This window comes from Methylocapsa acidiphila B2 (assembly GCF_000427445.1).
Lineage (GTDB): Bacteria > Pseudomonadota > Alphaproteobacteria > Rhizobiales > Beijerinckiaceae > Methylocapsa > Methylocapsa acidiphila.
The window spans coordinates 1,383,172-1,407,476 of sequence record NZ_KE386496.1 but is presented as its reverse complement, the minus strand read 5'-3'; the positions used below and the strand labels follow the sequence as shown (position 1 = coordinate 1,407,476).

Sequence of the window (24,305 nt, the reverse complement as noted above, 5' to 3'; positions counted from 1 at the left end):
GTGGCCAAGCTAGTAGACCGCCGGTCCCCGCCCGGCAAGCGAGCCTGCGGCGAGCTTTTCGCTTGTCAGAAAAACTAAACCAGCGACATTCGCTCGCCATCGAGTCCAAAGATGACTTTAGGAAAAGACTGAATCCATGCTTCGGCTGATCGTCGCGCGCCTCATTGGCGCGGTCCCGACGCTCTTCCTCATCGTCGCCGCCGCGTTTTTTCTGCTGCGCCTCGCGCCCGGCGGACCCTTCGACGCCGAACGCGCGCTCGATCCCGACGTCGCGCAAAATCTGCGCCGCATCTATCGGCTCGATCGCCCGCTCGCGGAGCAGTTTTGGCTATATCTCGTAAGCCTGATTGAGGGCGACTTCGGCCCGAGCCTCCATTGGCGTGATTTTTCCGTCAACGAGCTTTTCGCCAAGGCTCTTCCGGTTTCGGCCGCGCTCGGCGCCGAAGCGCTGCTCGCGGCGCTTCTTATAGGCGTCGCTCTGGGACTTGCGGGCGCTGGGCGCGAGACGGGCTTGGGCGCGCGCTTGGTCGATGGCGCCGCCTTTTTTGGCGTCGTCTTGCCGGCCTTCGTCGTCGCCCCTCTCTTGCAACTCGGTTTCGGCCTGACGCTTCATGTCTTGCCGGTCGGCGGATGGGAGGGCGGCGCCTGGAGAAATCAGATCCTGCCGGTGTTCACGCTCGCCCTGCCGCAGATCGCCATCGTCGCGCGGCTCATGCAGGAAGGATTGAGGGACGCTCTCGCCCTGCCGCATATTCGCACGCTGCGGGCTTTTGGGCTTCCCGCTTGGCATATTCAGGCGCATGCGCTACGCGCCGCTGTTCTGCCGGCCCTTTCCTACCTCGGCCTCGCGGCGGCCAATGTGCTGACCGGCTCTGTGGTCGTCGAGACCATTTTCGGCATTCCCGGCATGGGCCGATATTTCGTCGACGGCGCCCTCGGGCGCGATTACACGCTCGTCATGGGCACGGTGGTGATCGTCGCGGCGCTCGTCGTCTTCTTCAATCTGATGGTCGATATCGGCTACGCTTGGCTCGATCCGCGCGTGCGCGATGAATAGGGCCGAGCCGCCGATCAAGCCGGCTCCCTCGCGCCTGTTCCTCTCGTTGAGGGCTGCGGGAACCCGATCAGTGCGGGCGAGCCTCGCCCTTCTGGTCCTCGTCTCGCTGCTCTGTCTTTTTGGCCCGCTCGCTTCGCCGCATCCCTATGACCGCGTCTATCGCGACTATGTTCTGGTCGCGCCGTCGCTCGCGCCGCATCCGAGCGCGACGGAGATCGATCAGGCGATCGAGGAGATCGCCAAACGCATGAATGTTGCAATCGAGAGCCGTTTCCGCAACGGCGGGGTCTTCTCGGCGACGCTCGTCGCTGTGCAGCCGATCGACCTCCGCGCGTTGCGCGCCTTTGAACGCTCCGACGTTTTTTCGCGGCCCCGCGTCGTCGGGCGCGAGGACGCCGGCCGCCGCTTGTTGATCGAGACGCCCATCAAGAGCGCTGTCTTCCTATTCGGCACAGACGCCAATGGACGCGATCTTCTGACCCGCGTGCTCGTCGCCGGGCGGGTCTCGCTCTCGGTCGGCCTGCTCGCGTCTTTCGTGGCACTTGTCATCGGCGTGACCTATGGCGCGATTGCGGGCTATGCAGGCGGGCGGACGGATGCGCTGATGATGCGTCTGGTCGAGATCGTCTATGCGCTTCCTTTCATTTTCCTCCTCATCGTGCTCGTCATGGTCTTCGGCCGTCATTTCGCGCTGATCTTCTTGGCGATCGGCGCGGTCGAATGGCTCGACATGGCGCGGATCGTGCGCGGCCAGACGCTCTCCATCAAGCGAAGGGACTATGTGGCGGCGGCCGAGGCGCTGGGCGCCACGGCGCCGGCGATCCTTTGGCGTCATGTCGTTCCGAACGCGGCGGGGCCGATCATCGCCTATCTGACGCTGCTCGTCCCGCGCGTGATCCTGCTCGAGAGCTTCGTGTCCTTTCTCGGGCTCGGCGTGCAGGAGCCCTTGACGAGCTGGGGCGTTCTGATCGCCGACGGCGCGCGCAACATCCAAAGCGCGGTCCATCTCCTCATTTTCCCGGCGATCTTTCTCGGCGCCACGCTCGGCGCTTTGCAAAACCTCGGCAATGGCTGGCGCGCCGCCTTCGGCCTGCCGAGCCATTGAGCGCCATGCCGACTGAACCGCACCTTTCATTTCGCAATCTGAGCGTGGCCTACGGGCCGAGCAGCGTCGTCAAGGACGTGAGCTTCACGGTCCAACGCGGCGAGGTCGCCGCGGTCGTCGGCGAGTCGGGCTCGGGCAAGACCCAGACGGCGCTCGCGATCTTGAGGCTGCTTCCCGCGCAGGCAACCCCATCAGGCGCGATTGTCTTCGAGGGCGAGGATTTGCTGGCGCTCTCCGCAAGGCGGCTCGATGCGATCCGTGGCCGCCGCATCGCTTTCATCTTCCAGGAGCCGATGTCGGCGCTCGATCCTTTGTTCTCAGTCGGGGCCCAGATCGGCGCGATCCTGCGCCTTCGCATGGGCCTCTCGCAGTCCGCCGCGGCGAAGCGCGCGGAAGAGCTTCTCGATCTCGTCGGAATTCCCGAGCCCGCGCGGCGCCTGCGCGCCTATCCGCATGAATTATCCGGCGGCCAGCGCCAGCGCGTCGCGATCGCCATGGCGATCTCCTGCGGCCCGGATCTGCTCATCGCCGACGAGCCGACAACCGCCCTCGACGTCACCGTCGCGGCGCGCATCCTCGAGCTTCTCATGGATTTGAAGCGACGCCTCGGCATGGCGCTGATCTTCATCAGCCATGATCTCAGCCTTGTGCGCCGTTTTGCCGATAGCGTCCAAGTGATGAGGAACGGCGAGATCGTCGAGAGCGGCCCCGCCGCCGAAATTCTCTCCGCGCCGAAACAGGAATATACGCGGCTGCTGCTCGCCGCGGTCCCCGAGCCGCGCCAGGCTCGCCCAGTCGGCGACGCTCCGATCGTTCTCTCCGCGCGAGACATAAGCATGGCCTATCGGCTGCGCGGGGGCTGGCTCGCCGGCAAGCTGGAGATCAAGGCGGTCGACGGCGTCAGCCTCACATTGAGAAAAGGCCGCACGCTTGGGATCGCAGGGGAGTCCGGCTCCGGCAAATCGACGCTCGGCCGCGCGCTCTTGAAGCTCATCCCGGCGCAGGGTGCGATTATCTTCGAGGGCCGCAATCTGACGGCCCTCGATCGGGCCGAGATGCGGCCGCTTCGCCGATTTATGCAGCTCGTTTTTCAGGACCCTTATGGGTCTCTCTCGCCGCGCATGCGCATCGGCGACGTCGTCAGCGAGGGCTTGCGCGTGCATGAGCCCGCGCTGACGCAGGAAGAACGCGATAGGCGGGCCGCACGCGCCTTGGAGGAGGTCTCGCTTGACCCGGACTTGCGCCGCCGCTTTCCGCATGAGCTTTCCGGAGGGCAAAGGCAGCGGGTGGCCATAGCGCGGGCGATGATCTTGAAGCCGCGTCTTGTCGTGCTCGACGAGCCGACCTCGGCCCTCGATCGGAGCGTGCAGATCGAGATTCTCGCCTTGCTGCGGAATTTGCAGGACGCCCATGGCCTGGCTTACATTTTCATCAGCCATGATCTTGCCGTCCTGCGCGCCTTGGCCGATGAAATCGCGGTGATGAAGGACGGCCGGATTGTCGAGCAGGGCGAGGCGCGTCAAATCTTGGAGGCCCCGCGCGACGCCTATGCGCGCGCGCTCGTCGCCGCTGCTTTTGGCGGCGATGAAGTCTAATCTTCAATTTCGTGTTCTATCACGGAAGGTGGGTCAATCGATCGATCAGGCCGAATTCAATCCGGGTTCGGCGTCGGGCCTGCTTCGGCGACATCCAACGCGCAAGGTGAGACATGCTTTTTGACGGCCAAACGATCAAGATCGAGGAACTCGGCGACGGCCTCGTCGAGCTGCGCTTCGCGCGCGGCGACGAGCCGGTCAATAAGCTCGATAAGCTGGCCTTTGATGAATTGCGCCGCGCGATCGATATTCTCGCCGCCGCGCCGGGGATCAAGGGCGCGCTGATCACCAGCGGCAAGGATGCATTCATCGTCGGCGCGGATATTTTCGAGTTCACGGCTCTATTCAAGGAGACGCGAGAGGCGATCTCGGCCTTTGTCGCGCAAAATAGCGCGATCCTCACGGCGCTCGGCGAACTGCCCTTTCCGACGGTCGCCGAGATCAATGGCTTTGCGCTCGGCGGCGGATTCGAACTTGCGCTCGCGGCCGATTATCGCGTGATGTCCACGGCGGCCAAGATTGGCGTTCCCGAGATCCACCTTGGCATTTTCCCAGGCTATGGAGGCACCGCCCGCCTGCCGCGCCTCATCGGCCTCGGCGCCGGCGCGGACTGGATCATTTCCGGCGCGCAGCAGACGGCCGAGACGGCGTTGCGGCTCGAGGCTGTCGACGCCATGGCGACCCCGGATATTTTGCGTCCGATCGCGCTCGCCAAGCTCGGGCAGGCGGTCTCGGGCGAGGCCGATTGGCGCCGGCGTCGGCTCGGTCTCAAGAGCCCGCTGGGGCATTCGAAGACTGAGGCGGCCGAGCTTCTGGCCACGGCCAAGTCCCACGCGGCGAACGCCTTGCCGCATCTCCCGGCTGCGCATCTGGCGGTTGAGCTTTTGGAAGAGGCCGCTGGCCTCGATCGCGACGCGGCACTTGCGCTCGAGGCCGAGGCTTTCGGCGAGGCGGCGAAGACCCAGGCCGCGGTCTCGCTGGTCAGGATTTTCATCAACGAGCAGGCGCTGAAGAAAACCGCGAAATCTTACGCGAAGACGGCCTTGCCGGTGCGCAAGGCGGCGGCGGTCGGCGCCGGCGTGATGGGCGGCGGCATCGCCTATCAAAGCGCCCTGCGCGGCGTGCCGATCATCATGAAGGACATCGCCGAATCCGCCCTCGATCTCGGCATGGCGGAGGCGCGTAAGCTTCTCGCCAGACAGGTCGAGCAAGGCAGGCTCGCGCAGGACAAGGCGGATGCGGTCCTCGCCTCCATCACGCCGACCCTCGCCTATGAGGGCTTTGACCAGGTGAACGTCGTCATCGAGGCCGTGGTCGAAATTCTCTCGGTCAAGAAGACCGTGCTGCGCGACATCGAGGCCTTGGTCGGCGCGCAGGCGGTGATATCCTCGAACACGTCCTCCTTGCGCATCGGCGATCTCGCGGAAAGTCTGAACCGCCCCGAGAATTTCATCGGGATGCATTTCTTCAATCCCGTCCCGCGCATGGCGCTGGTCGAGGTCGTGCGCGGTCCCAAGACATCGGAGCAGGCGATCGCGACTATCGTCGGCTATGCGAGCGCCATGGGCAAGACGCCCATCGTCGTGCAGGACTGTCCGGGCTTCGTCGTCAATCGCGCGCTGACGCCCTATCTCATCGCTTTCTTGCAGCTCGTCCGCGACGGCGCGGATTTCGCCGCCATAGACAGGGCCATGGAAGGCTTCGGCTGGCCGATGGGGCCGGCCTATCTCATCGATGTGATCGGAATGGACATTTCGCATCATGTCGTTGAGATCGTATCGGCCGGCTTTCCCGACCGCATGCAAGCGCCGGCCTCCAGCGCGATCGACGTTTTATTGCGCGAAAAGCGACTCGGCCAGAAGAACGGCCGCGGCTTCTACACATATTCGCGCGATTCCAAAGGCCGGCCGCGGAAGGAGCCCGATCCCGAGACCGAGCGCTTGCTCGCCGAAGCTCAGCCGAATGGGAAACGCGACATCGGCGAGGCCGAGATCGTCGAGCGCATGATGCTGCCCTTGATCTTCGAGGCAGCGCGATGCGTGGAGGATGGCGTCGTCGCCGCGCCGGGAGAGGCGGACATGTGCCTGATCCTCGGCCTCGGCCTGCCGCGCTATCTCGGCGGCGCGCTCGCCTATGCCGATTATCTTGGGCTTGCGAATGTCGCGGCGCGCGCGAAAGCATGGGAGAGTTTCGGCGCCATCTATCGCCCCGGCGCGTCGTTGCGCGCGCTCGCTGCGAACGGCGGGGCTTTTTATCCGGCGTGACGTGGAAGCCGAAGAGTCACATCGCCTCGTCCTGAGGAGCCATTTTTGAAACGGCCTCTCGAAGGACGAGGCGAGCGCCCATTCTGAGGGCTTTTGACGGACGGTCCGATCAGATCAATTCAACGGATCGGAATGCTTTAGGCCGCCTTCTGTTTGCTCCGGTGATAGAGGAAAGCCGCGGCGGCGCCCGCCAACAGAACAGCGCCGACGCCGACGCCGATATACACTTTGTTCTGTCCTTCTCCGACCGCGAAGGGGAAGCGGGAGACAAAAACCTGGCCATGATCGTTAGTGGCGGTCACGATGCCGATGAAATTCCCCGGCTCGCCGAAATTGTAGTTCCACTGAATTGTCCCCGTGGGATATTTCTGCGGCGTGCGGTAGATAAGCGTGTTCTTTTCCTGATCGACGTCGTCGCTGGCCTGACCGACATTTTTGAGGATGCGCAGATCGATCTTCATGTCGCGGAGGTCGTTGCTGTTGGCGACGTCTGCGTTGCCTGATCCCGCCGAGCCTTGCTCCACGTCGAGCACGATCACCGTGCGGCCGGTCTGGGGAATGTCGTCGCAGAATTTCTCGATCGAATTATCGGGCTGATATCCGGTAAAGGCCAATTGATAGGGGCCGATCTTCATGACGCATTTGTTTTCCGCCGAGCTGACGCCGCCATGCGCATGCGCTTGCGCGACGAGCAGGCCGGTCGCAAGGCAAGCGGCTCCCATTGTTTGAAATATCTTCACGTCTTTCCTCCCTTTGGATCATTGCCGCAAATTGCCGGCGGTTCGTGCAGGTCACTTATAGATTTGCGGGAAATTTGTACGATAAAATTCTTTTGATCGATTTTTATCCTGTTGCGGCGCCACGTCTTTCGAGCGCCGCCGAGCAGTGTCCCGGAGCGTCGTTTATGTGGCTCCGAAGCCTTGATTTGAGCACCGCCGAGCTTTGTCAAGTTGTAATTGGCTTCTGGAAAGTCTCTGCAACTTTGCGCCTGGCGCTGCGCGGCGACGATGGGAGCCTGCGGAGGAGCGCGTTCCGGGGCGTGCGCGCCTAATGCGCCTCGTCCCAGTTCTGCGCCGCCTTGGCGTCGACCTGAAGCGGCGCTGAGAGTTCGACGCTCGGATGCGGCGCCTCCGCCATCACCTTGCGGACAAGCGCGATGGTCGCCTCGATCTCGGCGTCCGGCGCCTCGAAGACCAGCTCATCATGGACCTGCAGCAGCATTTGCGCAGAAAGCTTGGCTTTGGCTAGGGCCGCGTCCATGCGAACCATCGCGCGACGGATGATGTCCGCGGCGGAGCCTTGAATCGGCGCGTTGATCGCGGCGCGCTCATTGAAAGCGCGCTCGGAGGGGTTTGATGAAGCGATGCGCGGATAATGGCATTTGCGGCCAAAAATCGTGGTCACATAGCCTTGCTCCCGCGCGGTCTTTTTCGTCGCATCCATATAAGTGCGAATGCCGGGGAAGCGCTCGAAATAGCGCTTGATATAGGCCCCCGCCTCTTCCCGCGAGATCCCGAGCTGATTGGCGAGGCCGAAGGCGGAAATGCCGTAGATGATGCCAAAATTGATCGCCTTGGCCCGACGGCGAATGTCGGACGGCATGCCGTCTATTGGCACGCCGAACATTTCGGAGGCGGTCATCGCGTGAATGTCGAGCCCTTCCGCGAAGGCCGCCTTCAGCTGCGGTATGTCGGCGATATGGGCGAGCAGGCGCAATTCGATCTGCGAATAATCCGCCGAAATGAGCTTATGGCCCTCGGCAGCCACAAAGGCGCGGCGGATCTTGCGTCCAGCCTCGTTCCGCACTGGAATATTCTGCAAATTCGGCTCTGAAGACGAGAGCCGGCCCGTCGTCGTCGCCGCGAGGGCGTAGGATGTGTGCACGCGACCCGTTGCTGGATTGACGAAGCCCGGCAACGCGTCCGTATAGGTCGATTTGAGCTTGGCAAGTTGGCGCCACTCGAGGATCCGCGCCGCGAGCTCATTGCCCTCGGCGGCGAGGTCGTCGAGCACCCCGGCCGCCGTCGACCAAGCCCCCGTCGCGGTCTTTTTCGCGCCCGCGAGGCCCATTTTGCCGAACAGGATGTCGCCAAGCTGCTTCGGCGAGCCGAGATTGAAGCTTTCGCCGGCGAGCTCGTAAATGACGGCTTCGAGCCGAGCCATCTCTTGCGCGAATTCGCCCGAAAGCCTGGAGAGGATGGTTCGATCTATCGATACGCCGCGCCGCTCCATACGCGCCAAAACCTCGATCATCGGCCGCTCGAGCGTTTCGTAGACCGTGGTCATGCGCTCCGCCGCGAGGCGCGGCTTCAACACCCGCCAAATCCGTAAGGCGACGTCGGCGTCCTCGGCGGAATATTCGGTCGCCTTGTCGATGGCGACGCGGGCGAATCCGATGAAGCTGCGGCCGGAGCCCGCGACCGCGCCGAATTGAATCGGCTTATGTCCTAAATGCTTTTCGCTGAGCACGTCCATGCCGTGATCGCTGCGGCCTGCGTCGAGCACATAGGAGAGCAGCATCGTGTCCTCGACCGGGCGCAGCTCGATTCCGCGTTGCCGAAGAACCAACCAATCGAATTTCATATTTTGCGCGATCTTGAGGACGCTTTCGTCCTCGAGAAGCGGCTTCAGCCGCGCGAGAACCTCTTCTTCGCGCAATTGGCCAGGAAGACGATCGCCGCCGCCGAACAGATCGCCGCCGCCCTCGCCGCGATGGCCGACCGGAATGTAGAAGGCGCGGCCCGGCGATGCGCAGAGGGAGAGGCCGACAAGCTCGGCCTGCATTGGGTCGAGCGAACTTGTCTCCGTATCGACGGCGATATAGCCGGCTTCGCGGGCGGCGCTCACGCAAGCGTCGATCCCGGCGAGGTCCGCAATGGTCTCATAGGCTTTGACGTCGAATGGCTCGGTCCGCGCGGAAGCGGCGCGCGCCGCGGCGAGTTCGCCGGGTCCGGTGGCGATGGCCGCCGCCGGGGCAGGGGCGCCGTAGCGGGCGTTTCTTTTGGGCGCCGGCGCGGCGTCCGCCGAGGCCGCCTCGCCGACCTCGGCCGGGTCCGGCTGAACGCCGGCGGCGTCTGAGGGCAGGGTCTCGCCATTGCGCCCGCGCCATCCGGCCGCGCCGGTGAAGTTCGGGTCTGGATCGACCGAAGCAGGGTCGATTTTATAAGCTTCGGCGGCGCGCTTGGTGATGGTCGTGAATTCCATCGCCTTGAAGAAGGAGACGAGCGTCTTGCCGTCCGGCGTGCGCAGGCCCAGCTCGTCGAGCGGAACTTCCAAAGGAACGTCGCGGACGAGCGAAACGAGTTGCTGCGACGTCCTGATCAGCGCGACGCTTTGCGGGTCCGTCAGCGTCTCGCGGCGCTTCGGCTGCTTGATCTCCCCTGCGCGCGCGAGGAGCGCGTCGAGGTCGCCATATTCATTGATGAGCTGCGCGGCGGTCTTGAGGCCGATGCCGCGGGCGCCCGGAACATTGTCAGTCGAATCGCCGGCGAGCGCCTGAACGTCGACGACTTTTTCGGGCGCGACTCCGAAATAGGCCTGGACCTCCTCCAGCCCGATCTTGCGCTCCTCCCTCGCGCCCTTGGCCCCGGCCTCGCCAGAGGCGGGGTCGTACATGGCGACTCTCGGCCCGATGAGCTGCATCAGATCCTTGTCGGCGGAGATGATGAGCACGTCCGCGCCCCGCGCCTGCGCTTCGCGCGCATAGGTCGCGATTAGGTCATCGGCCTCGAAACGATCCTGCTCGATGGGCGTCAGCCCGAAGGCGCGGACCGAAGCGCGCATCAAAGGAAATTGCGGAATCAAATCTTCCGGCGGCTCCGATCGATTGGCCTTATACGGAGGGTAGAGTTCCTTGCGAAACGAGTTTTCCGACTTATCGAAAATGATCGCGAGATGAGTCGGCGTGATCCCCGCCGCGCCCTCGCGCACAAATTGGAAGAGCTTCGTGCAGAAGAGCCGCACCGCGCCCGTTGGAAGGCGATCGGAGCGGTAATTATATTTGGCATCCTGCCGGATCGACTGGAAATAGGCGCGGAAAACAAAGGAAGATCCGTCGACAAGGAAGACATGGTCCCCTGTCTGGACCGGTCGGTGAACGAGCGTCATGGGCGGAGCGATCTTCGGGCGCAAGGAGCGATGCCGCCAGCATAGGCCGGTGCGGCCGTGAACGCTATCGACAGGACGGACGGACGCTCCGCGATCGGGGCCGTCGCGCGACGCCCCGCGCAGCGACAAATGCGCCTGCAACCAATGCGCTTTCAAGCTCGTTTCGCCGATGCGGAACCTGCCGCCTGGGTTGGCGAGTCCGGCCGGGCTCGCGCTTTTAGGGGAGGCGCCTATTTCCGAGAAGTCTTTGTAAATATTGAAATGCGCTCGCCATTTTCGCCGAGACCTGCTTTTGTCCCGGGCCGGGCGGCGTCGCAGTCAAGTCTTCGCTGGAGGATGTTCAGACAAGGGCGACTTTCTGAACATGCTCTAACTTCTTGATTTGGGTGCGTTCTTGTCGAGTGGTCGACTGTGTCCGATTAGACCGCGCTCAAGGCGGAGGCGTTGGAGTCTTCGTCCTGATTTCGTCGACTCATGGGGAGCTGGGCCGTGAGCTTTGCCTTTGGAATGAACCTCGCGCGGCGCGCCGCGCCGTGACTTTGGATGCGAAATTGGACTTCGAAGCCGTATTCAACAGCCTTCCTTCGCCTTTCATGGTGATGAACGCCAAATTCGAGATCGTCGCCACGAATCAGGCTTATCTCGATGTGACCAAGCGAACGCGCGACAGTCTGATCGGCGCGAATGTCTTCAAGGCTTTTCCGGCCGGAGACGAGAGCCGCCGATTGGTCCAAGAATCGTTCGAACGCGTCCGCGATCAGGGCGTTGTCGACGTTCTGCCCATGTTCTCCTATCCATTGATGGGGGACGATGGCCTTGAGCAGCGTTCATGGAGCTGCACCCATGTGCCGATCCTGGGCGCCGACGGCGACGTCGCCTTTGTGCTGCAAAGCGCTCAGGACATTTCGCAGCTCGGTCGCACAGTCGATTGGGTCGGAATGTCGCAGACCGAGACTCCCGTCGGCGAGGAGGCTTACAATCGATTCGGGATGGTTCAGGTCCTCAACGAAACCCTTCTAGCCACCACTCATCATTTGAACCGCCTCTTCATGGAGGCGCCAAATTTCATGTTCGTTCTGCAAGGCTGCGACCATGTCTTCGACATGGCTAATCTCGCCTTTCGCGAGTTTGTTGGTCAACGCGACCTCATCGGAAAGCCCGTGCGCGAAGCCTTGCCGGAAATCGCGAGCCAGGAATATATCGGCGTTTTTGACGAGGTTTTTCGGAGTGGGAAGGCCTTTGTAGGGCGGAAGATGCGCGTCCTCTTGCAGAGCAAGCCAGGTCGTGAGATCGCGGAATATTTCATCGATTTTGTTTGCCAGCCCGTGCTCGGCGACGACGGTGAGGTCTGTGGAATTTTTGTCGAGGGCAATGACGTGACGGATCACGTCAGGTCGGAGCAGCGCCAAGCGCTTCTAATCCGCGAGCTGCACCATCGGGTCAGGAATACGCTCGCGACGGTGCAGGGGGTGATGAACACGACCGCGAAAAGTTCGGCGACCATCGAGGAATTCCAAGAGGCGTTCGCCGGCCGCATCGCTTCTCTCGCAAAGACCCATGCGGTAATGACGGACGAGCCCGAGCAATCCGTCTCCTTCTTGCACTTGCTGCACCAGGAACTCAGTCCCTATGCCGACGACCAGGGTTTGAGGATTCGCCTCATCGGTCCATCCGTCGACCTGCCGTCGCAAATCGCGGTGCCGCTCGGCATGGCGGTGCATGAGCTTACGACCAACGCCGCCAAGCATGGGGCCTTGTCCAAGGAGGAAGGAAGAATCGAGGTCTATTGGACCTTGGTCGACGGCGAGCGCGGGCCCGCGCTCCTCTGCGAGTGGAATGAAAAAGACGGTCCGGTCATCGCTCCACCGACCCGGGAAGGGTTCGGCTCGATGCTGCTCAACCGCGTTCTGTCCCAGCAGATCCGCGCTGATGTGACGACCACTTACGCTCCCGAAGGATTTCGGCTGCGCATGATCGTTCCGCTCCAGGCGGAGCGGTGACGCGGCCCCTGTGTTCCCGATGACGATCTGAGCCGTCGGCGTCGACGCAGCCAATCAATCAAGGCGAACCGCCTTTGCATAGCAAGACGGTTCGCCTCCAGAGTGTTGCGCAGGTCGCGAAAGACTTGCCGCTCGAGCCTTAATCCTCGTCTTCGTCGGGATGATGCGGGCCGAAATCGTGAGGCGGTCCGAGAGGTCCGAATCCGCCGATCTCGTCCGCGCCGCCATGTCCTCCGCGCGGCCCCTCATGCGGGCCGAATTGGGGCCCGAACAAATGCGGGGGATGCAGGAGGAAGGGAAGCCGATGCTTCTGCTCTTCCGTCAAGGTCGCGTAGAGGGGGGCGGCGGCGTCGGCGACTGCCTTGAGCGTTTCGCCGCGGGCTGTCGCGCCTTCGCTAAGTCGCCGCAAGAAGGCGATGATATCGTCCGTATGAGCCTCTTTGCGGATCTTCTCATGCCGTTCTAGAGCGCCTTTGGCGCCTGCGCGCAGCGCCGCTTCCACCGGCGGCCACAGCTTTTCCTGCTCCGGCGTGAGTTTCAAGCCGGCGTGGAGCGCGGCGATGTGGGCGTCGGCGAAGGCCGCCAGATCGACGGGCGAAAACGCCCAATGGGGCGGCGCGTGCCGTTCTGGGCCGGGCGGTGGAACTGGAGCGCCCAGAGGCGGGGGCGGGGGCGGCGGTTGCTGCGCGCCGGCGCTCTCGACGGCGACGGCGGCCCCGCCCGCGAGCGCGGTCAAGATCAAAACGATGGGTAGACGCGATTTCATGGGTTTCTCCCTGGCTGCGCGACGCCGCCAGTTGAGATCTCTGCCAAAGGAGTTTCAAGTTACCCTTTGGTCATTTTACGTCGCAAAAAAGTGATGTTCGGACGACGGCGCGCGGCGTCTCGCCGGCTTTGGCTCGGCCGGAATCGCTCGACATGAGATTTCTTCGGCGAAAGCCCTTCCTCTCAACTTGACGTGATCGGCTTAACGCAGGGTCAAGCGCCCTAACGCATTATCGCGTCCGACGATCTAGGCCGGCGCGGTCTCTTGGGGGCCGTGCAGGCGGGGATGTTGGCGGAGGGATCTTTGTCGCCATGAACCGAAGGAAGCAAAAGCAGGAGGCCGATTTCGAGGCGCTTCTCTCCTCTCTCGGTCGCGATGCGGCCGCCAAGCCGGCGAAGGCGGCGGCCGAGCCCCGCGTAGACCAAGAAGATGATGCACCGTCGACGGCCGATCCGGAACGCGCCGCGCGTGCGGTCCATCGGCTGCGCGGTCTCCTCGGCGGTTTCGCCTGGCAATGGCCGTTCCGGCGCACTGGCAATTTGTCGGAAACGGCGGCGGCCTATGCCGAAGAGGCCGCCAACGCCGAGGAGCGGCGCGAGGCGGTCGCCGCGGATGGGCGGCGCATTCGGGAGCCGCCTAAGGTCGAGGCGCCGCTGAGCGAGGATGACGCGATCGCCGAGGAGCTCGGCTTGCGCGCCGGTCTGGCGGAAATCGACCTTAGGCAGCTCCGTCGCGAATTTGCCAAGAAGAACCATCCCGACCAGTTCGGGCCGACGCAGCGCATGCGCGCCGCGCGCCGCATGTCGATTGCGAATATGCTGATCGACCAGCATCTGAAGCAGCAGAAGGGTTGACGACGCCCCGAATGGCGGGGCTCTCGTCGAAGCGCCGGAACTATAGGCTTGCTGCCAGCGACCGCCTGCGTTGAAATAGGCGCTCCGGCTTCCTTCGAGCCGTCGATGCGAATCCAGTGCGGGACCATCTATGACTTATGTCGTGACGCTCGTCAGCGATCCGGGCTTTCCGAGCCTGACCGAGGATTTCATTCGGCGCGCGGCCGAGGTTTTGCCACACGCGGGCGAGGCGCAATGGCTCGGCAAGGGCGTCGCCGCCGACATTCCTTTCACGCCCGACGAGCCCGCCGATCTGCGCGCCCTTTGGACGGCGGTCCGCGCCGCGCTCGGCCCCGCCGCGCTCGACGTCATCCTGCAGCCGGTTGAAGGCCGGCGGAAGAAGCTTCTGCTCGCCGATATGGATTCGACCATCATCCGCCAGGAATGCGTCGACGAGCTCGCCGCCGAGATCGGCAAGAAACCGCAGGTCGCGGCGATCACCGAGCGGGCCATGCGGGGCGAGATCGCTTTCGAGCCGGCGCTGCGGGAGCGGGTCGCGCTGTTCAAGGGGCTTCATCCGCATACGATCCCGCGCGTGCTCTCCAAGAAGATCAGCTTGACGCCGGGCGCCCGCGTGCTTGTGCAAACTATGCGCGCGCATGGCGCCCATACGGCGCTGGTCTCGGGCGGCTTCACGCTCTTCGCCGCGCCGGTCGCGGAAAAGGTGGGCTTCGACCATGTCCAGGCCAACGAGCTTCTTCTCGGCGAGGACGGCCGCTTCAGCGGACTTCTCGCCGAGCCTGTCCTCGGCGAGCGGGCGAAGCTCGAAACGTTGCTGGCGCTGCGCGAGGGGCGCGGCCTCGGCCCCAGCGAGACGCTCGCCGTGGGCGATGGCGCCAATGACATTCCCATGCTGCGCGAGGCGGGGCTCGGAATAGCCTTTCGCGGCAAGCCGGCGGTCGCCGAGGCGGCGCAGGCCAGGATCGACCATGCCGATCTGACCGCTCTGCTTTACGCCCAAGGCTATAGGCAAGAGGAGTTCTTCGCCGAGGCGCGCGCGCAATTGAACCCCTCCGACTGGAAGCGCAAATATGGCGCTATGGAGAAAGCCCATGAGCGCACGCGCCTGTGACGGGAGCGCCTGCGGAGGGGCATGAGCGCGCCATGCGCAGAGTGGATCTGAACTGCGATTGCGGCGAGGGCTTCGGGGCCTACGCCATGGGCGATGACGCAGCCATGCTCGAGATTGTGACGAGCGCGAGCGTCGCCTGCGGGTTTCATGCCGGCGATCCAGAGATCATGGCCGCGACTTTCGCCGCAGCGCAGGCGAAAGGCGTGGCGATCGGCGCGCATCCTGGGTTTCCCGACCTTTGGGGCTTTGGCCGGCGCAGGCTGCCTTTCTCAACGTCTGAGATCGAGCGGCTCGTATCCTATCAGATTGGAGCCGCTCTGGCGCTTGCCGCTTATGCCGGGCATCGCCTTTCCTATGTCAAGCCTCACGGCGCATTGAGTAATATCGCCATGGAAGACGAAGAGGTTGCTCGCGCTGTCGCTCGCGCGGTGCGGGCCGTCGAGCCCCGGCTGGGCTTTCTCGCCATCGCCGGAACGAGGCTCGAGGCCGCAGGGCGAGCGGAAGGGCTCGCCGTCGCCCGCGAGATCTACGCCGACCGCGCCTATACGGACGAGGGGCTTTTGCTCGATCGGTCGCAGCCCGGCGCCGTGCTGCACGAGCCCGAGGAAGTCGCCGCGCGCGTGCTCGCCATGGTGGAGGCAGGCGCGGTCATCTCCGTTTCAGGCAAGCGCGCGCCGGTTGGCGTCGAGTCTATTTGCGTTCATGGCGATAGTCCCGACGCCGTCGCCATGGCTCGCGCGGTGCGCGCGCGGCTGGAGGCGGCGGGCGTGGCGCTCGCGGCGTGTTTTGGAGGCGCGGAGGAGGTCTCGGTCTAGATTATCAGACGACTTCCTGCGCCTCGCGCCGATGATAAAACTCGCTCCAGATCAATATGTTGGAGCATGTTCTGCGGTTCCCACGTCACAAGTTCGGGTTCGGCAGGCGAAGGACCATCCCATCGAATTCGGGCGCGACGAGAATCATGCAGGTCAGCCGGCTATTGTCCTGCTTCGTCATGGCGAGGCTATCGATCATCATCTGCTCCAGCTCATGCGGCGGCTTGAGCCGCCCGAGCCAAGCCTCGTCGACATAGACATGGCAGGAGCCGCAACTGCAGGTTCCGCCGCACTCGCCGCGAATGGTGGGGATCTCATTCTGCTGCCCGACCCGCATGAGAATCGCGCCGTCTTCGGCCTCGACCTGATGCGGCGTACCGTCGAATTCAATGAAGGTGATCTTGGTCATTTCGGACTGCTCTCGGTTTCGCGCGCGGACCCCAATGACTGTTCGGGAGACGAGACGCGGCAAGTTGAACCGGGATCAGCAAGGAGTGCGCCAGCAGCCCGGCAAGCGCGCGGAGACGCTGCTACGGCCGGCGCCGGCGTCAGAGAAGCGCGCGCAAAAAGGCTCCAGCCTTGGCCAAGGCCTGCCGTCCTTCCGTCAGATGCGCGTTCCACATGGGCCAAGCGTGGATCATGTGCGGCCAGATCTCCAGGGTTACAGACGCGTCCGCTCCGCCCAAGGCCGCGGCGAAGCGGGTCGAGTCCGCGAGCAAGGTTTCAGCCGAGCCGACCTGGATCAGGGTCGGCGGAAAGCCTTCGAGATCGGCATAGAGCGGGGAGATCCGCGGGTCTGCGCGGCTCATGCCGGCCGGTAAATAAGCATCGGCCAATTCCATGAGATAGGTCTTGTGAATAAGCGGGTCAGCCGCATCCTTGGCGGCGAGCGTCTCTCCGGACATCGTCAGGTCCGTCCAGGGCGAGATGAGCCAGGAGCAGGCGGGGAGATCCTCGCCCGCGTCGCGCAGCCGATTGATCAGCGACGCTGCGAGGCCGCCGCCTGCGCTGTCGCCGCCGACGCAGATGCGCTCGGCGGCGAAGCCTTGATTGCGCAGAAAGCGCCAGGCCGCCCAAACGTCGTCGAGAGCGGCGGGGAAGGGATGCTCCGGGGCCAGCCGATAGGCCACGGCCAGCGTTCGCGCTTGCGCCGCCCGACCTGCCTCGGTGACCAAGCGGCGATGGCTCTGGAGCGAGCCTGAGCAATAGCCGCCGCCATGGAAATAGAGCAAGACGCGCGCGGCATCGCCGCCCGGCGCGATCGACCATTCGCCGGGAACGCCGTCGACGTCGACCGGCGTGAGCGTCACGTCGCTGGCGACCGGCCAAATGGAGCCGACTTCGTCGATTCGTTCGCGCCGCTGAGCCCAGCCCACGGGCCTCGGCTTGGCGTTCAATAAGGCGCGGATCGCATCGATCTCGTCGTCGCTCATCGTCCCCCTCTTTCCTCGCGAAGCAGCTTGGATGATGCGGTCGCCCTTGCGCTCGAAGCCGCCCCTACTATAGTCGCGCGCTCCAATCTTCACTCTCCCCGCCCAGAGCCAAAAAATGCCGCAGCCGAAATCAGACGTCAAAAAGGTCGTTCTCGCCTATTCGGGGGGGCTCGACACGTCAATCATCCTCAAATGGCTGCAGAACGCCTACGGCTGCGAGGTCGTGACCTTCACCGCCGACCTCGGGCAGGGCGAGGAGCTCGGCCCGGCCCGCGACAAGGCGCTGCTGCTCGGCATCAAGCCCGAGAATATCTTCATCGAGGATCTGCGCGAGGAATTCGTCCGCGATTATGTGTTTCCGATGTTCCGCGCCAACGCTCAATATGAGGGGCTTTATCTGCTCGGCACCTCGATCGCGCGGCCGCTCATCGCCAAGAAGCAGATCGAGATCGCGCGCGAGACAGGCGCCGACGCCGTGGCCCATGGCGCAACCGGCAAAGGCAATGACCAGGTGCGCTTCGAGCTCTCCTATTATGCGCTGGAGCCCGACATCAAGGTCATTGCGCCCTGGCGGGAATGGGACCTGACCTCGCGGACGGCGCTCATCGCTTTCGCGGAGCAGCATCAGATCCCGATCGCCAAGGACAAGCGCGGCGAGGCGCCTTTTTCGGTGGACGCCAATCTCCTCCACGCCTCCTCTGAAGGAAAGGTGCTCGAAGATCCGGCGGTCGAAGTGCCAGACTATGTCTATTCGCGCACAGTCAATCCCGAGGACGCGCCGGACAAGCCGAGCTTCGTCGAGATCGATTTCGAGAAGGGCGATCCGGTGGCGATCGACGGCAAGCCCATGTCGCCGGCGACATTGCTCGCCCATCTCAATGAGCTCGGCCGCGCCAACGGGATCGGGCGGCTCGATCTCGTCGAGAACCGTTTTGTCGGCATGAAATCGCGCGGCATGTATGAAACGCCCGGTGGAACCATCCTTTACGTCGCCCATCGCGGCATCGAGTCGATCACGCTCGATCGTGGCGCTGCGCATCTCAAAGACGAGCTGACGCCGAAATATGCCGAGCTGATCTACAACGGGTTCTGGTTCTCGCCGGAGCGCGACATGTTGCAAGCCCTGATCGACCGCAGCCAGGAGTTCGTTACTGGGCGCGTGCGCTTGAAGCTTTACAAAGGTTCGGCTTTCGTCGTCGGCCGCTCAAGCCCTTATTCGCTCTACGACCAGGACCTCGTCACCTTCGAGGAAGGCGCCGCGGCCTATGATCATCGCGACGCCGCCGGCTTCATTAAGCTCAACGCCTTGCGGCTGCGCACCCTCGCCAAGCGCGCCCGCAAGATCGCCGGGCGGGGGTGAGGCGGCGGAGAAAGTCCCCGCGCGTTTGATCGACCTCAATTGAATTATTCGGCCTCGGTTCATGTTGGACGTTGCATGACTGACAAGGCGAGGCCGAGGCGCATGAGTCGAAAGAGGCTTGGCTCTTTCGACGAGCACACGTTCCCCCCTCGTTGACTTTGAGTGATCCGAATTTGATCCACTCCGTCGGCGCGATCGTGCTGATCGAACCGTCTCCGTCGGTCGAAGCGAAATCGCTCAAACCTCTCTGGATCGAGCCTATTCTCGGAATAGGGTCAGAGTTTTGGACCTCTCGAGGAGGAGCAGATGCGTCGATTAGCGAGAATTGCGGCAGCCGTCATGCTCATGGCTGGCCCTGCGGGCTTGAGCGAAAGCGCGTTGGCTGGCCCAGTGCCGAACGCCGGACTTGGCGCGACGGGGAGCGCGGCGCTCCCTCTGGAAAAGACCCAATTTTTCTGGGGCGGCTATAACTATTGCTGGTATGGCAATGGCTGGAACGGGCCGGGTTGGTACTGGTGCGGCTACCCGTGGCGCTACGGCTATGGGTGGGGCGGCGGCTGGGGTTGGAACAGCTGGGTCGTGCCGGGCTGGCGCGGCCGCGGATGGCATGGAGGCGGCTGGGGTCCTGGTTGGCATGGCGGCGGTTGGCACGGTGGCGGTGGAGGTTGGCACGGCGGCGGTTGGCATGGAGGCGGTGGAGGTTGGCATGGCGGCCATCACTGATCGCATCCGCTGAGATAGGGACCAGGGTCCTTTAGGGCGTCGACGAAGCCGTCGATCAAATTGATCCCGAGAAGCGTCTCGGACGTCAGCGCCGGACGTAAAATGTGAAGGCGAGAGGGCGTTTCTGCGACGTCCTCTTCGACGTCGAGAAGCGCCGCGCGCGCCTCGGCGACGCTCACGGCGGTGAAGCGGCAGGCTTCGCCCGGACGCATCTGGGCGAGGCGGCCAATATCCGCGCCAATCACATGACCGAGCTTCGGATAGCCGCCGGTCGGCTGGCGATCCGCCATGAGGATTAGCGGCTTTCGGTCGCCGGCGATCTGGATCGCCCCGAGCGCGATCCCATCCGAGACAATATCATGCCCTCGCGCGTGCGGAATTTCTGGCCCGTCTAGCCTATAGGCCATGCGGTCCGCTGATGGCGTCAGCCTATATTCGCTGCAAAAGAAGGCCGCGAGACCGTCCGCCGTGAAATAATCGTCTTGCGGCCCCAAAACGACGCGAAGCGGCCGACCGTTCTTTTCCAGCCAAGGCGCCTCGATCGCCGCCTCGAAAAAGGCGGGATCCCTCTTCGCCGTTGGCCGCGCCGGCAGCAAGTCTCCTGCCCGCAACATCCGTCCGTCGAGGCCGCCCATGGCCGAGCGCACATGCGTGGCGCGGCTTCCCATCGCCGGCGGCGTTTCGATCCCACCCTCGACGGCGAGATAGGTCCAGGCGCCGAAGCTTCCGGCTTGCGCGGAGAGGCGATCGCCCGGCCGCAGCAGAACGCGCGTCGCCGGCGGCAGCGCGGCATGATCGCGCCGCCAGGAAAAGCCGCCTCCCGCGAAAGCGATCCATGTCGGCGCGCCTTCGCAAAGAAGCTCGAACCCGCCATAGGAAATCTCGATCGCAGCGGCGTTGTCGTCCTGGTCGAGCGCCAGATTGGCGGTTCGAAAGGCCGCCCAGTCCATCGGTCCCGCCGGCGTCACGCCATAGCGCAAATAGCCGAAGCGGCCGCCGTCCTGGATCGTCGCGCAGGGGCCAGCGCGCAGCACGCGCAAGCGCGGCGCTGCGGGATCTTGGACAGCCGGCTCAGCCAAGTCAGACATTATTCGCCTACAGCATGGCGGCGCGCAACGAGTTCGCCCGACTCGGCGGCGCGGCTCAAGGCGTCGAATGTCGAGCGATCGACGCGCTCGAAGGTGATCTCGTCGCCAATGTCGGCGAGAAAGACTCTTTCGCGGTGCGGATCGAAGACCCGGACCGGCGTCCGGCCGACCCCATACCAGCCGGTCGGCATCGCGACGCTAGCGATGAGCGCCTGTCCTCCAGCGATCAGCAACGAACCTGGCGGCGCGGGCGCGCGGGGCGTCGCCCTCCTGGGGATCGTGAGCGCTTCGGGCAAGCCGCCAAGGAAGGTGTAGCCCGGCGCAAAGCCATACATATAGACGCGATAAACCGCACTGAGATGCAACTCGACGATCCGCGTTTCCGGCAGGCCGAGGATCGCGGCGATCTCGCCCACGTCTTCCGCATGGGGCGCATCATAGCAGGCGGGGATGCGCCAGCGCGTCGGCGGCTTCCGCGTCGGGGCTTCCATCTCGACCCGACGGACCGCCTCGATCAGCGCCGCCGTCGTGATTCGGCGCGGATCGAAATGGATCACGAGCGAGCGATAGGTTGGAACGGTCTCGCGCACGCCTTCGAGCTTCGCTTGCGCGAGCGCCGCGTCGAGCGCCATGACCGCGTCATGAATGGCGGGCTCGATGGTTTGTCCGAACTCGACGACAAGGGCGCTTTCTCCAGCCGGCAGATAGCGGGGGGCGGGGGGCGTCATTGCGGAGGGCGCTCGGAGGTCAATTTGCATCCCTGTCTAGCGCGTGGCGTCGGATATGGGGCGGCGGCGAAGACGCGGACCTTCGGAGTTTTTTTACTGCCCGCCATCCTTCGGACTTCGCCATGCGATCATCTACTCCCATAGGGTTGCAATCGAGAAGACCGGAAATTCGAGACCATAGAATGAGGTCCCGAGCGGTTGCGCGGCGAACGCTCGCGCATCTCACTATTCGCCGCGCGCCGCTTTCTTGACGCAGGCGGAGGCTGCTCATTGTCGCTGCGCGCGCATGCCGACGCCGTCTGATTGACAGAGTGACCTCGCATGGCAATCTCTCTCTGGCCCGCGGGGCGATCTCGCGCGTATAAACGTAGATTGGCCACTGACAGCGTATATTTATAGGATGGGCTAAGAATGGCTGGCTTTTCTCAATATGTTCTCAAGGGAGAAGCTTTCTCGACTTCGCCGTTTCAAATCCTTGGTCCCGAAGAGAAAGGCCTCTTTTCTTTTCTAATGGAAGTTATTTTACTCGAGACCGGCGATGGCCTCGCACGGGAAAGGTGGCAGACTGCGCAGCTGACGAATCTCTTGAGCCATGCCGCCAAGCGATCGAAATTCTGGAATGAGCGGTTCGATGGAAAAAAGCCGGCGCAAATCAAATTGTCGCGCCTGCCGATCATGACGCGCGGCGATCTAAATGAGCAATTTCAAAAAGAAGGCTCGTTGCTGACGAGAAATGACGGTGTGCCCGTCCAGGCGCACGCAACCTCCGGCTCGACCGGCGTTCCGGCCAAATTCTACGTCAGTCAGGCGAATACGCTTTATAATGACATCCGTTATTTTGCCCAACATTACATGGAAGACCGCGACATCCGCCTAAATACATTGAGGTGCAAGCCTAAATTTCCGCTCGACAGTCCCGGCTTCGTGTTTCGTCAATCCGATTCATATGCGGGACAGTTGGGACGCATATTCAAGACAGGGTTGAGCGCATCGATAGACTATGCAAATCCTGATCTTGATAAGCTCATATTAAAAATTAAGAGCTTTCGCCCGTCTTACCTGACTTGCGCGTCGCATCTTGTCGAGATGCTTCTCGACCATGCGGGCGCCGCGTGTTTGCGGGACTTCGGCTTAAATACCTATATTCCCATCGGCGCAGCTGTTCCCGCTTGGGTCAAGGAACAATGCGCCAATGTCGGAGTATCGGTAAGATCAAATTATTCTTGCGAGGAAGTTGGCCTCATCGCGTCCGAATGCGTTCACGCGCCGGGCTTTTTTCACGTTGCGACGAGCAATGTGATTGTCGAGATTTCACCTGACAAGGTGAATTACGACGGAGTCGAATGCGGTAGAATTTTAGTCACGCATCTTCACTCCTACGCCACGCCTATGATCCGTTACGATCTCGGAGATCTCGGCAATCTTCAACCGAGGTGCGCGTGCGGACATGATGGCGCGACCCTCACAAATCTGTTCGGGCGCATCAAAATGAGCCTCAAGCATAAGGATGGACGAAGAACGCCGTTTCATATTCGCGGCCAGGAACTAAGCGAGGTCGTTCCTTTCGAAGAATATAGGATTCGTCAGACCGAATTGGATGCGATCGTCCTGGAGATCGCCACGCCTCATAAATCCGATGCCTCGGCCGAGAAGCTCAAAGCCTATCTCCAGGGCGTGACCGGAGATAATTTCGCGATTGAGGTCAAATTCGTGGACGCGATCGACTGGGGCCAATCGGTGAAGCGTCTCGCCTTCCTTTCCGACGTGGAGGCGTAGCGACAGAGCGATCGCCTCCGGCCCGCTGCGCGGGCGTTGTTGCGCTTCGAGCGTGATCGCCTATCTGTTCGGGACGTCTCCAACCGAGGACTGCCATGTTCGACGATGCGCTCGCCGCCGCGGGCCAAATCCTGACGCCGCCCTTTCGTCGGGTGCTGCTGAAAACGATAGCCTTGACCTTGGCGCTGCTCGGTCTGGTCTGGATCGGCCTCGAGAAATTGATCGTCGCGTTTGTCGCGCTTCCCTATCCCTGGCTGTCGACCGCCCTTTCGTTTCTCGGCGGATTAGGCCTTTTTATAGGCCTCGCCTTCCTGCTGACGCCGGCGTCCTTTCTCGTCGCAGGCTTTTTCTTCGACGAACTCGCGGAGGAAGTCGAAAGAGAGCTGAACCCGAAACTGACGCCGGGACGCGCGCTTCCGTTCGGCGAGGCGACGTGGCTCTCGCTGAAATTCGCGGCGGTTTCGCTCCTAGTCAATTTGGTCGCGCTCGCGCTTTTGCTGGTCCCCGGCGTCAACGCCGTCGCCTTTTTCGGCGCCAACGCCTATCTTTTCGGACGCGGCTATTTTGAGCTCGCCGCCCTACGCTTCCTTCCCTTCGCGGAAGTGCGCCGCCTCCGCAGGGATAACGAGTTGCGTCTGTTCGTCGCCGGTCTTTTCATGGCGGGGATGCTCGCGTTTCCGGTCTTCAATTTGCTGACGCCGCTGTTCGGGGCGGCCTTCATGGTGCGCGTCGGTTGGCGCATCATGAAAAAACCGATCGTCGAGACGCCTTGGTCGAATGAGCGCGGGGCATAATTGCGTCGAGGCAGGATTTTTTCCGCGGAGGCCGCTTCATCGTGAACCAGCAAGGGAAGCGCGCGTTAGCCTACCAATAGAGGAAAATGCCTCGTCAGGAGCGAGGTCCATCAGGGAGCTGGGCAAATGCAAAAACGCGTGGCATCAGGCCTTGCGATCATCGGCGTCGCGGGCGCTTTGATCCTTCCGTCGGCGAACCTCGCCCAAGGCCGCAGCTATCGGAACGAGGCGCCCGCGCTCACGGCCAATCAAATCGTCGACCGCGCCGACGCCCGGGCCGCCGAGTTCAAGGCCAGGCTTCGCCTGACCGAGGCGCAAGCCAAGCAATGGCCTCAATTCGAGGCTGCGCTTCATGACATTGCAACCAAGAGCGCCAATGGAGGCGGGGACAAGCAGGCGCTTAACGCCGGTCGATCCGCCAGCGACGGGACCGATCGCCCAGACGCCGCGAGAAGCGAGCGAGACATGCGGCGAGACGACATTCTTGCAATGCAGCGCGACTCGGACGCCTTGGCGACGCGATCCGCCGACCTGCGGAAGATTGCCGATGCGGCGAGGCCGTTTTACGACTCGCTCGACGACAATCAGCGCCGCATGTTCGCGCGTTTCGTCCATGACGACCTGGGCGCGACCGAAAGCGACGCCTCGCGGATCGACCGCCGTTGAATTTTGGTCCGCGCCTGGCCTGAGATGCTCATGATTTCGGTTGGAACCGAAATCATGAGCATG

At 63.1% G+C, this 24,305-nt stretch carries 20 protein-coding genes; 13 read left to right on the top strand and 7 right to left on the bottom strand.

Annotation, left to right across the window (positions count from 1 at the left end):
• Positions 1-136: 136 nt before the first annotated feature.
• From METAC_RS0108550 to fadB, 4 genes are all read left to right on the top strand, one after another.
• The gene (locus METAC_RS0108550) at positions 137-1,057 is read left to right on the top strand and encodes an ABC transporter permease subunit (RefSeq protein WP_026606703.1); all 921 of its coding nucleotides are present in this window, start codon (positions 137-139) and stop codon (positions 1,055-1,057) included.
• A complete protein-coding gene (locus METAC_RS0108545; protein WP_156898149.1) occupies positions 1,050-2,162 on the top strand; it encodes an ABC transporter permease in 1,113 nt (370 codons plus the stop codon). Before METAC_RS0108550 ends, METAC_RS0108545 begins: the two co-directional genes overlap by 8 nt.
• 5 nt (positions 2,163-2,167) lie before the next feature.
• Entirely contained in the window at positions 2,168-3,757 is a 1,590-nt protein-coding gene (locus METAC_RS0108540) for an ABC transporter ATP-binding protein (protein ID WP_026606701.1), read from the top strand.
• 113 nt (positions 3,758-3,870) lie between these two features.
• On the top strand, positions 3,871-6,021 hold the full coding sequence (fadB, locus tag METAC_RS0108535) for a fatty acid oxidation complex subunit alpha FadB (RefSeq protein ID WP_026606700.1): 2,151 nt from the start codon (positions 3,871-3,873) through the stop codon (positions 6,019-6,021).
• Positions 6,022-6,158: 137 nt separating this feature from the next.
• Here fadB and METAC_RS0108530 read toward each other — a convergent pair whose 3' ends face one another.
• Both METAC_RS0108530 and polA read right to left on the bottom strand, forming a co-directional pair.
• Positions 6,159-6,761 carry a hypothetical protein gene (locus tag METAC_RS0108530; protein ID WP_245257450.1) on the bottom strand — a complete coding sequence of 201 codons (603 nt, stop codon included), beginning with the start codon at positions 6,759-6,761 and terminating at the stop codon, positions 6,159-6,161.
• Positions 6,762-7,068: 307 nt separating this feature from the next.
• Complete coding sequence (gene polA, locus METAC_RS0108520) at positions 7,069-10,128, bottom strand: DNA polymerase I (protein WP_026606697.1); 3,060 nt, start codon at positions 10,126-10,128, stop codon at positions 7,069-7,071.
• Positions 10,129-10,679: 551 nt separating this feature from the next.
• Here polA and METAC_RS0108515 point away from each other — a divergent pair.
• Positions 10,680-12,128, top strand: coding sequence for a sensor histidine kinase (locus METAC_RS0108515; RefSeq protein WP_245257449.1), 1,449 nt, complete (start codon positions 10,680-10,682; stop codon positions 12,126-12,128).
• A gap of 139 nt (positions 12,129-12,267) precedes the next feature.
• On the opposite strand, the gene METAC_RS22910 is transcribed toward METAC_RS0108515, so the two are convergent.
• On the bottom strand, positions 12,268-12,894 hold the full coding sequence (locus METAC_RS22910; protein WP_051335471.1) for a Spy/CpxP family protein refolding chaperone: 627 nt from the start codon (positions 12,892-12,894) through the stop codon (positions 12,268-12,270).
• A gap of 311 nt (positions 12,895-13,205) precedes the next feature.
• On the opposite strand from METAC_RS22910, the gene METAC_RS25140 reads away from it, so the two are divergent.
• From METAC_RS25140 to METAC_RS0108495, 3 genes are all read left to right on the top strand, one after another.
• Entirely contained in the window at positions 13,206-13,748 is a 543-nt protein-coding gene (locus tag METAC_RS25140) for a hypothetical protein (RefSeq protein ID WP_051335470.1), read from the top strand.
• 130 nt (positions 13,749-13,878) lie between these two features.
• On the top strand, positions 13,879-14,859 hold the full coding sequence (gene serB / locus METAC_RS0108500; protein WP_026606695.1) for a phosphoserine phosphatase SerB: 981 nt from the start codon (positions 13,879-13,881) through the stop codon (positions 14,857-14,859).
• A 32-nt stretch (positions 14,860-14,891) separates the two neighbouring features.
• Positions 14,892-15,674 carry a LamB/YcsF family protein gene (locus tag METAC_RS0108495; protein WP_026606694.1) on the top strand — a complete coding sequence of 261 codons (783 nt, stop codon included), beginning with the start codon at positions 14,892-14,894 and terminating at the stop codon, positions 15,672-15,674.
• An 85-nt stretch (positions 15,675-15,759) separates the two neighbouring features.
• On the opposite strand, the gene METAC_RS0108490 is transcribed toward METAC_RS0108495, so the two are convergent.
• Entirely contained in the window at positions 15,760-16,083 is a 324-nt protein-coding gene (locus METAC_RS0108490) for a 2Fe-2S iron-sulfur cluster-binding protein (RefSeq protein ID WP_026606693.1), read from the bottom strand.
• A gap of 139 nt (positions 16,084-16,222) precedes the next feature.
• Positions 16,223-17,107 carry an alpha/beta hydrolase gene (locus tag METAC_RS0108485; protein ID WP_026606692.1) on the bottom strand — a complete coding sequence of 295 codons (885 nt, stop codon included), beginning with the start codon at positions 17,105-17,107 and terminating at the stop codon, positions 16,223-16,225.
• 115 nt (positions 17,108-17,222) lie between these two features.
• Here METAC_RS0108485 and METAC_RS0108480 point away from each other — a divergent pair, with 115 nt between their 5' ends.
• Both METAC_RS0108480 and METAC_RS25735 read left to right on the top strand, forming a co-directional pair.
• Entirely contained in the window at positions 17,223-18,467 is a 1,245-nt protein-coding gene (locus METAC_RS0108480) for an argininosuccinate synthase (protein ID WP_026606691.1), read from the top strand.
• Between the two features lie 306 nt (positions 18,468-18,773).
• On the top strand, positions 18,774-19,190 hold the full coding sequence (locus METAC_RS25735; protein WP_084143527.1) for a hypothetical protein: 417 nt from the start codon (positions 18,774-18,776) through the stop codon (positions 19,188-19,190).
• On the opposite strand, the gene METAC_RS22900 is transcribed toward METAC_RS25735, so the two are convergent.
• Both METAC_RS22900 and METAC_RS0108465 read right to left on the bottom strand, forming a co-directional pair.
• Positions 19,184-20,278 carry a 5-oxoprolinase subunit C family protein gene (locus tag METAC_RS22900; protein WP_051335469.1) on the bottom strand — a complete coding sequence of 365 codons (1,095 nt, stop codon included), beginning with the start codon at positions 20,276-20,278 and terminating at the stop codon, positions 19,184-19,186. The two genes, METAC_RS25735 and METAC_RS22900, sit on opposite strands and share 7 nt — an antisense overlap.
• Entirely contained in the window at positions 20,278-21,006 is a 729-nt protein-coding gene (locus tag METAC_RS0108465; RefSeq protein WP_026606689.1) for a 5-oxoprolinase subunit B family protein, read from the bottom strand. The genes METAC_RS22900 and METAC_RS0108465 overlap by 1 nt, the downstream gene beginning before the upstream one ends.
• 411 nt (positions 21,007-21,417) lie before the next feature.
• On the opposite strand from METAC_RS0108465, the gene METAC_RS0108455 reads away from it, so the two are divergent.
• The 3 genes from METAC_RS0108455 to METAC_RS22895 all read left to right on the top strand — a co-directional run bounded on the left by METAC_RS0108455 (position 21,418) and on the right by METAC_RS22895 (position 24,242).
• Positions 21,418-22,782, top strand: a complete 1,365-nt coding sequence (locus tag METAC_RS0108455; protein ID WP_026606688.1) for a phenylacetate--CoA ligase family protein — start codon at positions 21,418-21,420, stop codon at positions 22,780-22,782.
• A 95-nt stretch (positions 22,783-22,877) separates the two neighbouring features.
• The gene (locus tag METAC_RS0108450) at positions 22,878-23,576 is read left to right on the top strand and encodes a sulfate transporter family protein (protein ID WP_026606687.1); all 699 of its coding nucleotides are present in this window, start codon (positions 22,878-22,880) and stop codon (positions 23,574-23,576) included.
• Between the two features lie 126 nt (positions 23,577-23,702).
• Complete coding sequence (locus tag METAC_RS22895; RefSeq protein WP_051335468.1) at positions 23,703-24,242, top strand: Spy/CpxP family protein refolding chaperone; 540 nt, start codon at positions 23,703-23,705, stop codon at positions 24,240-24,242.
• Positions 24,243-24,305 lie beyond the last annotated feature (63 nt).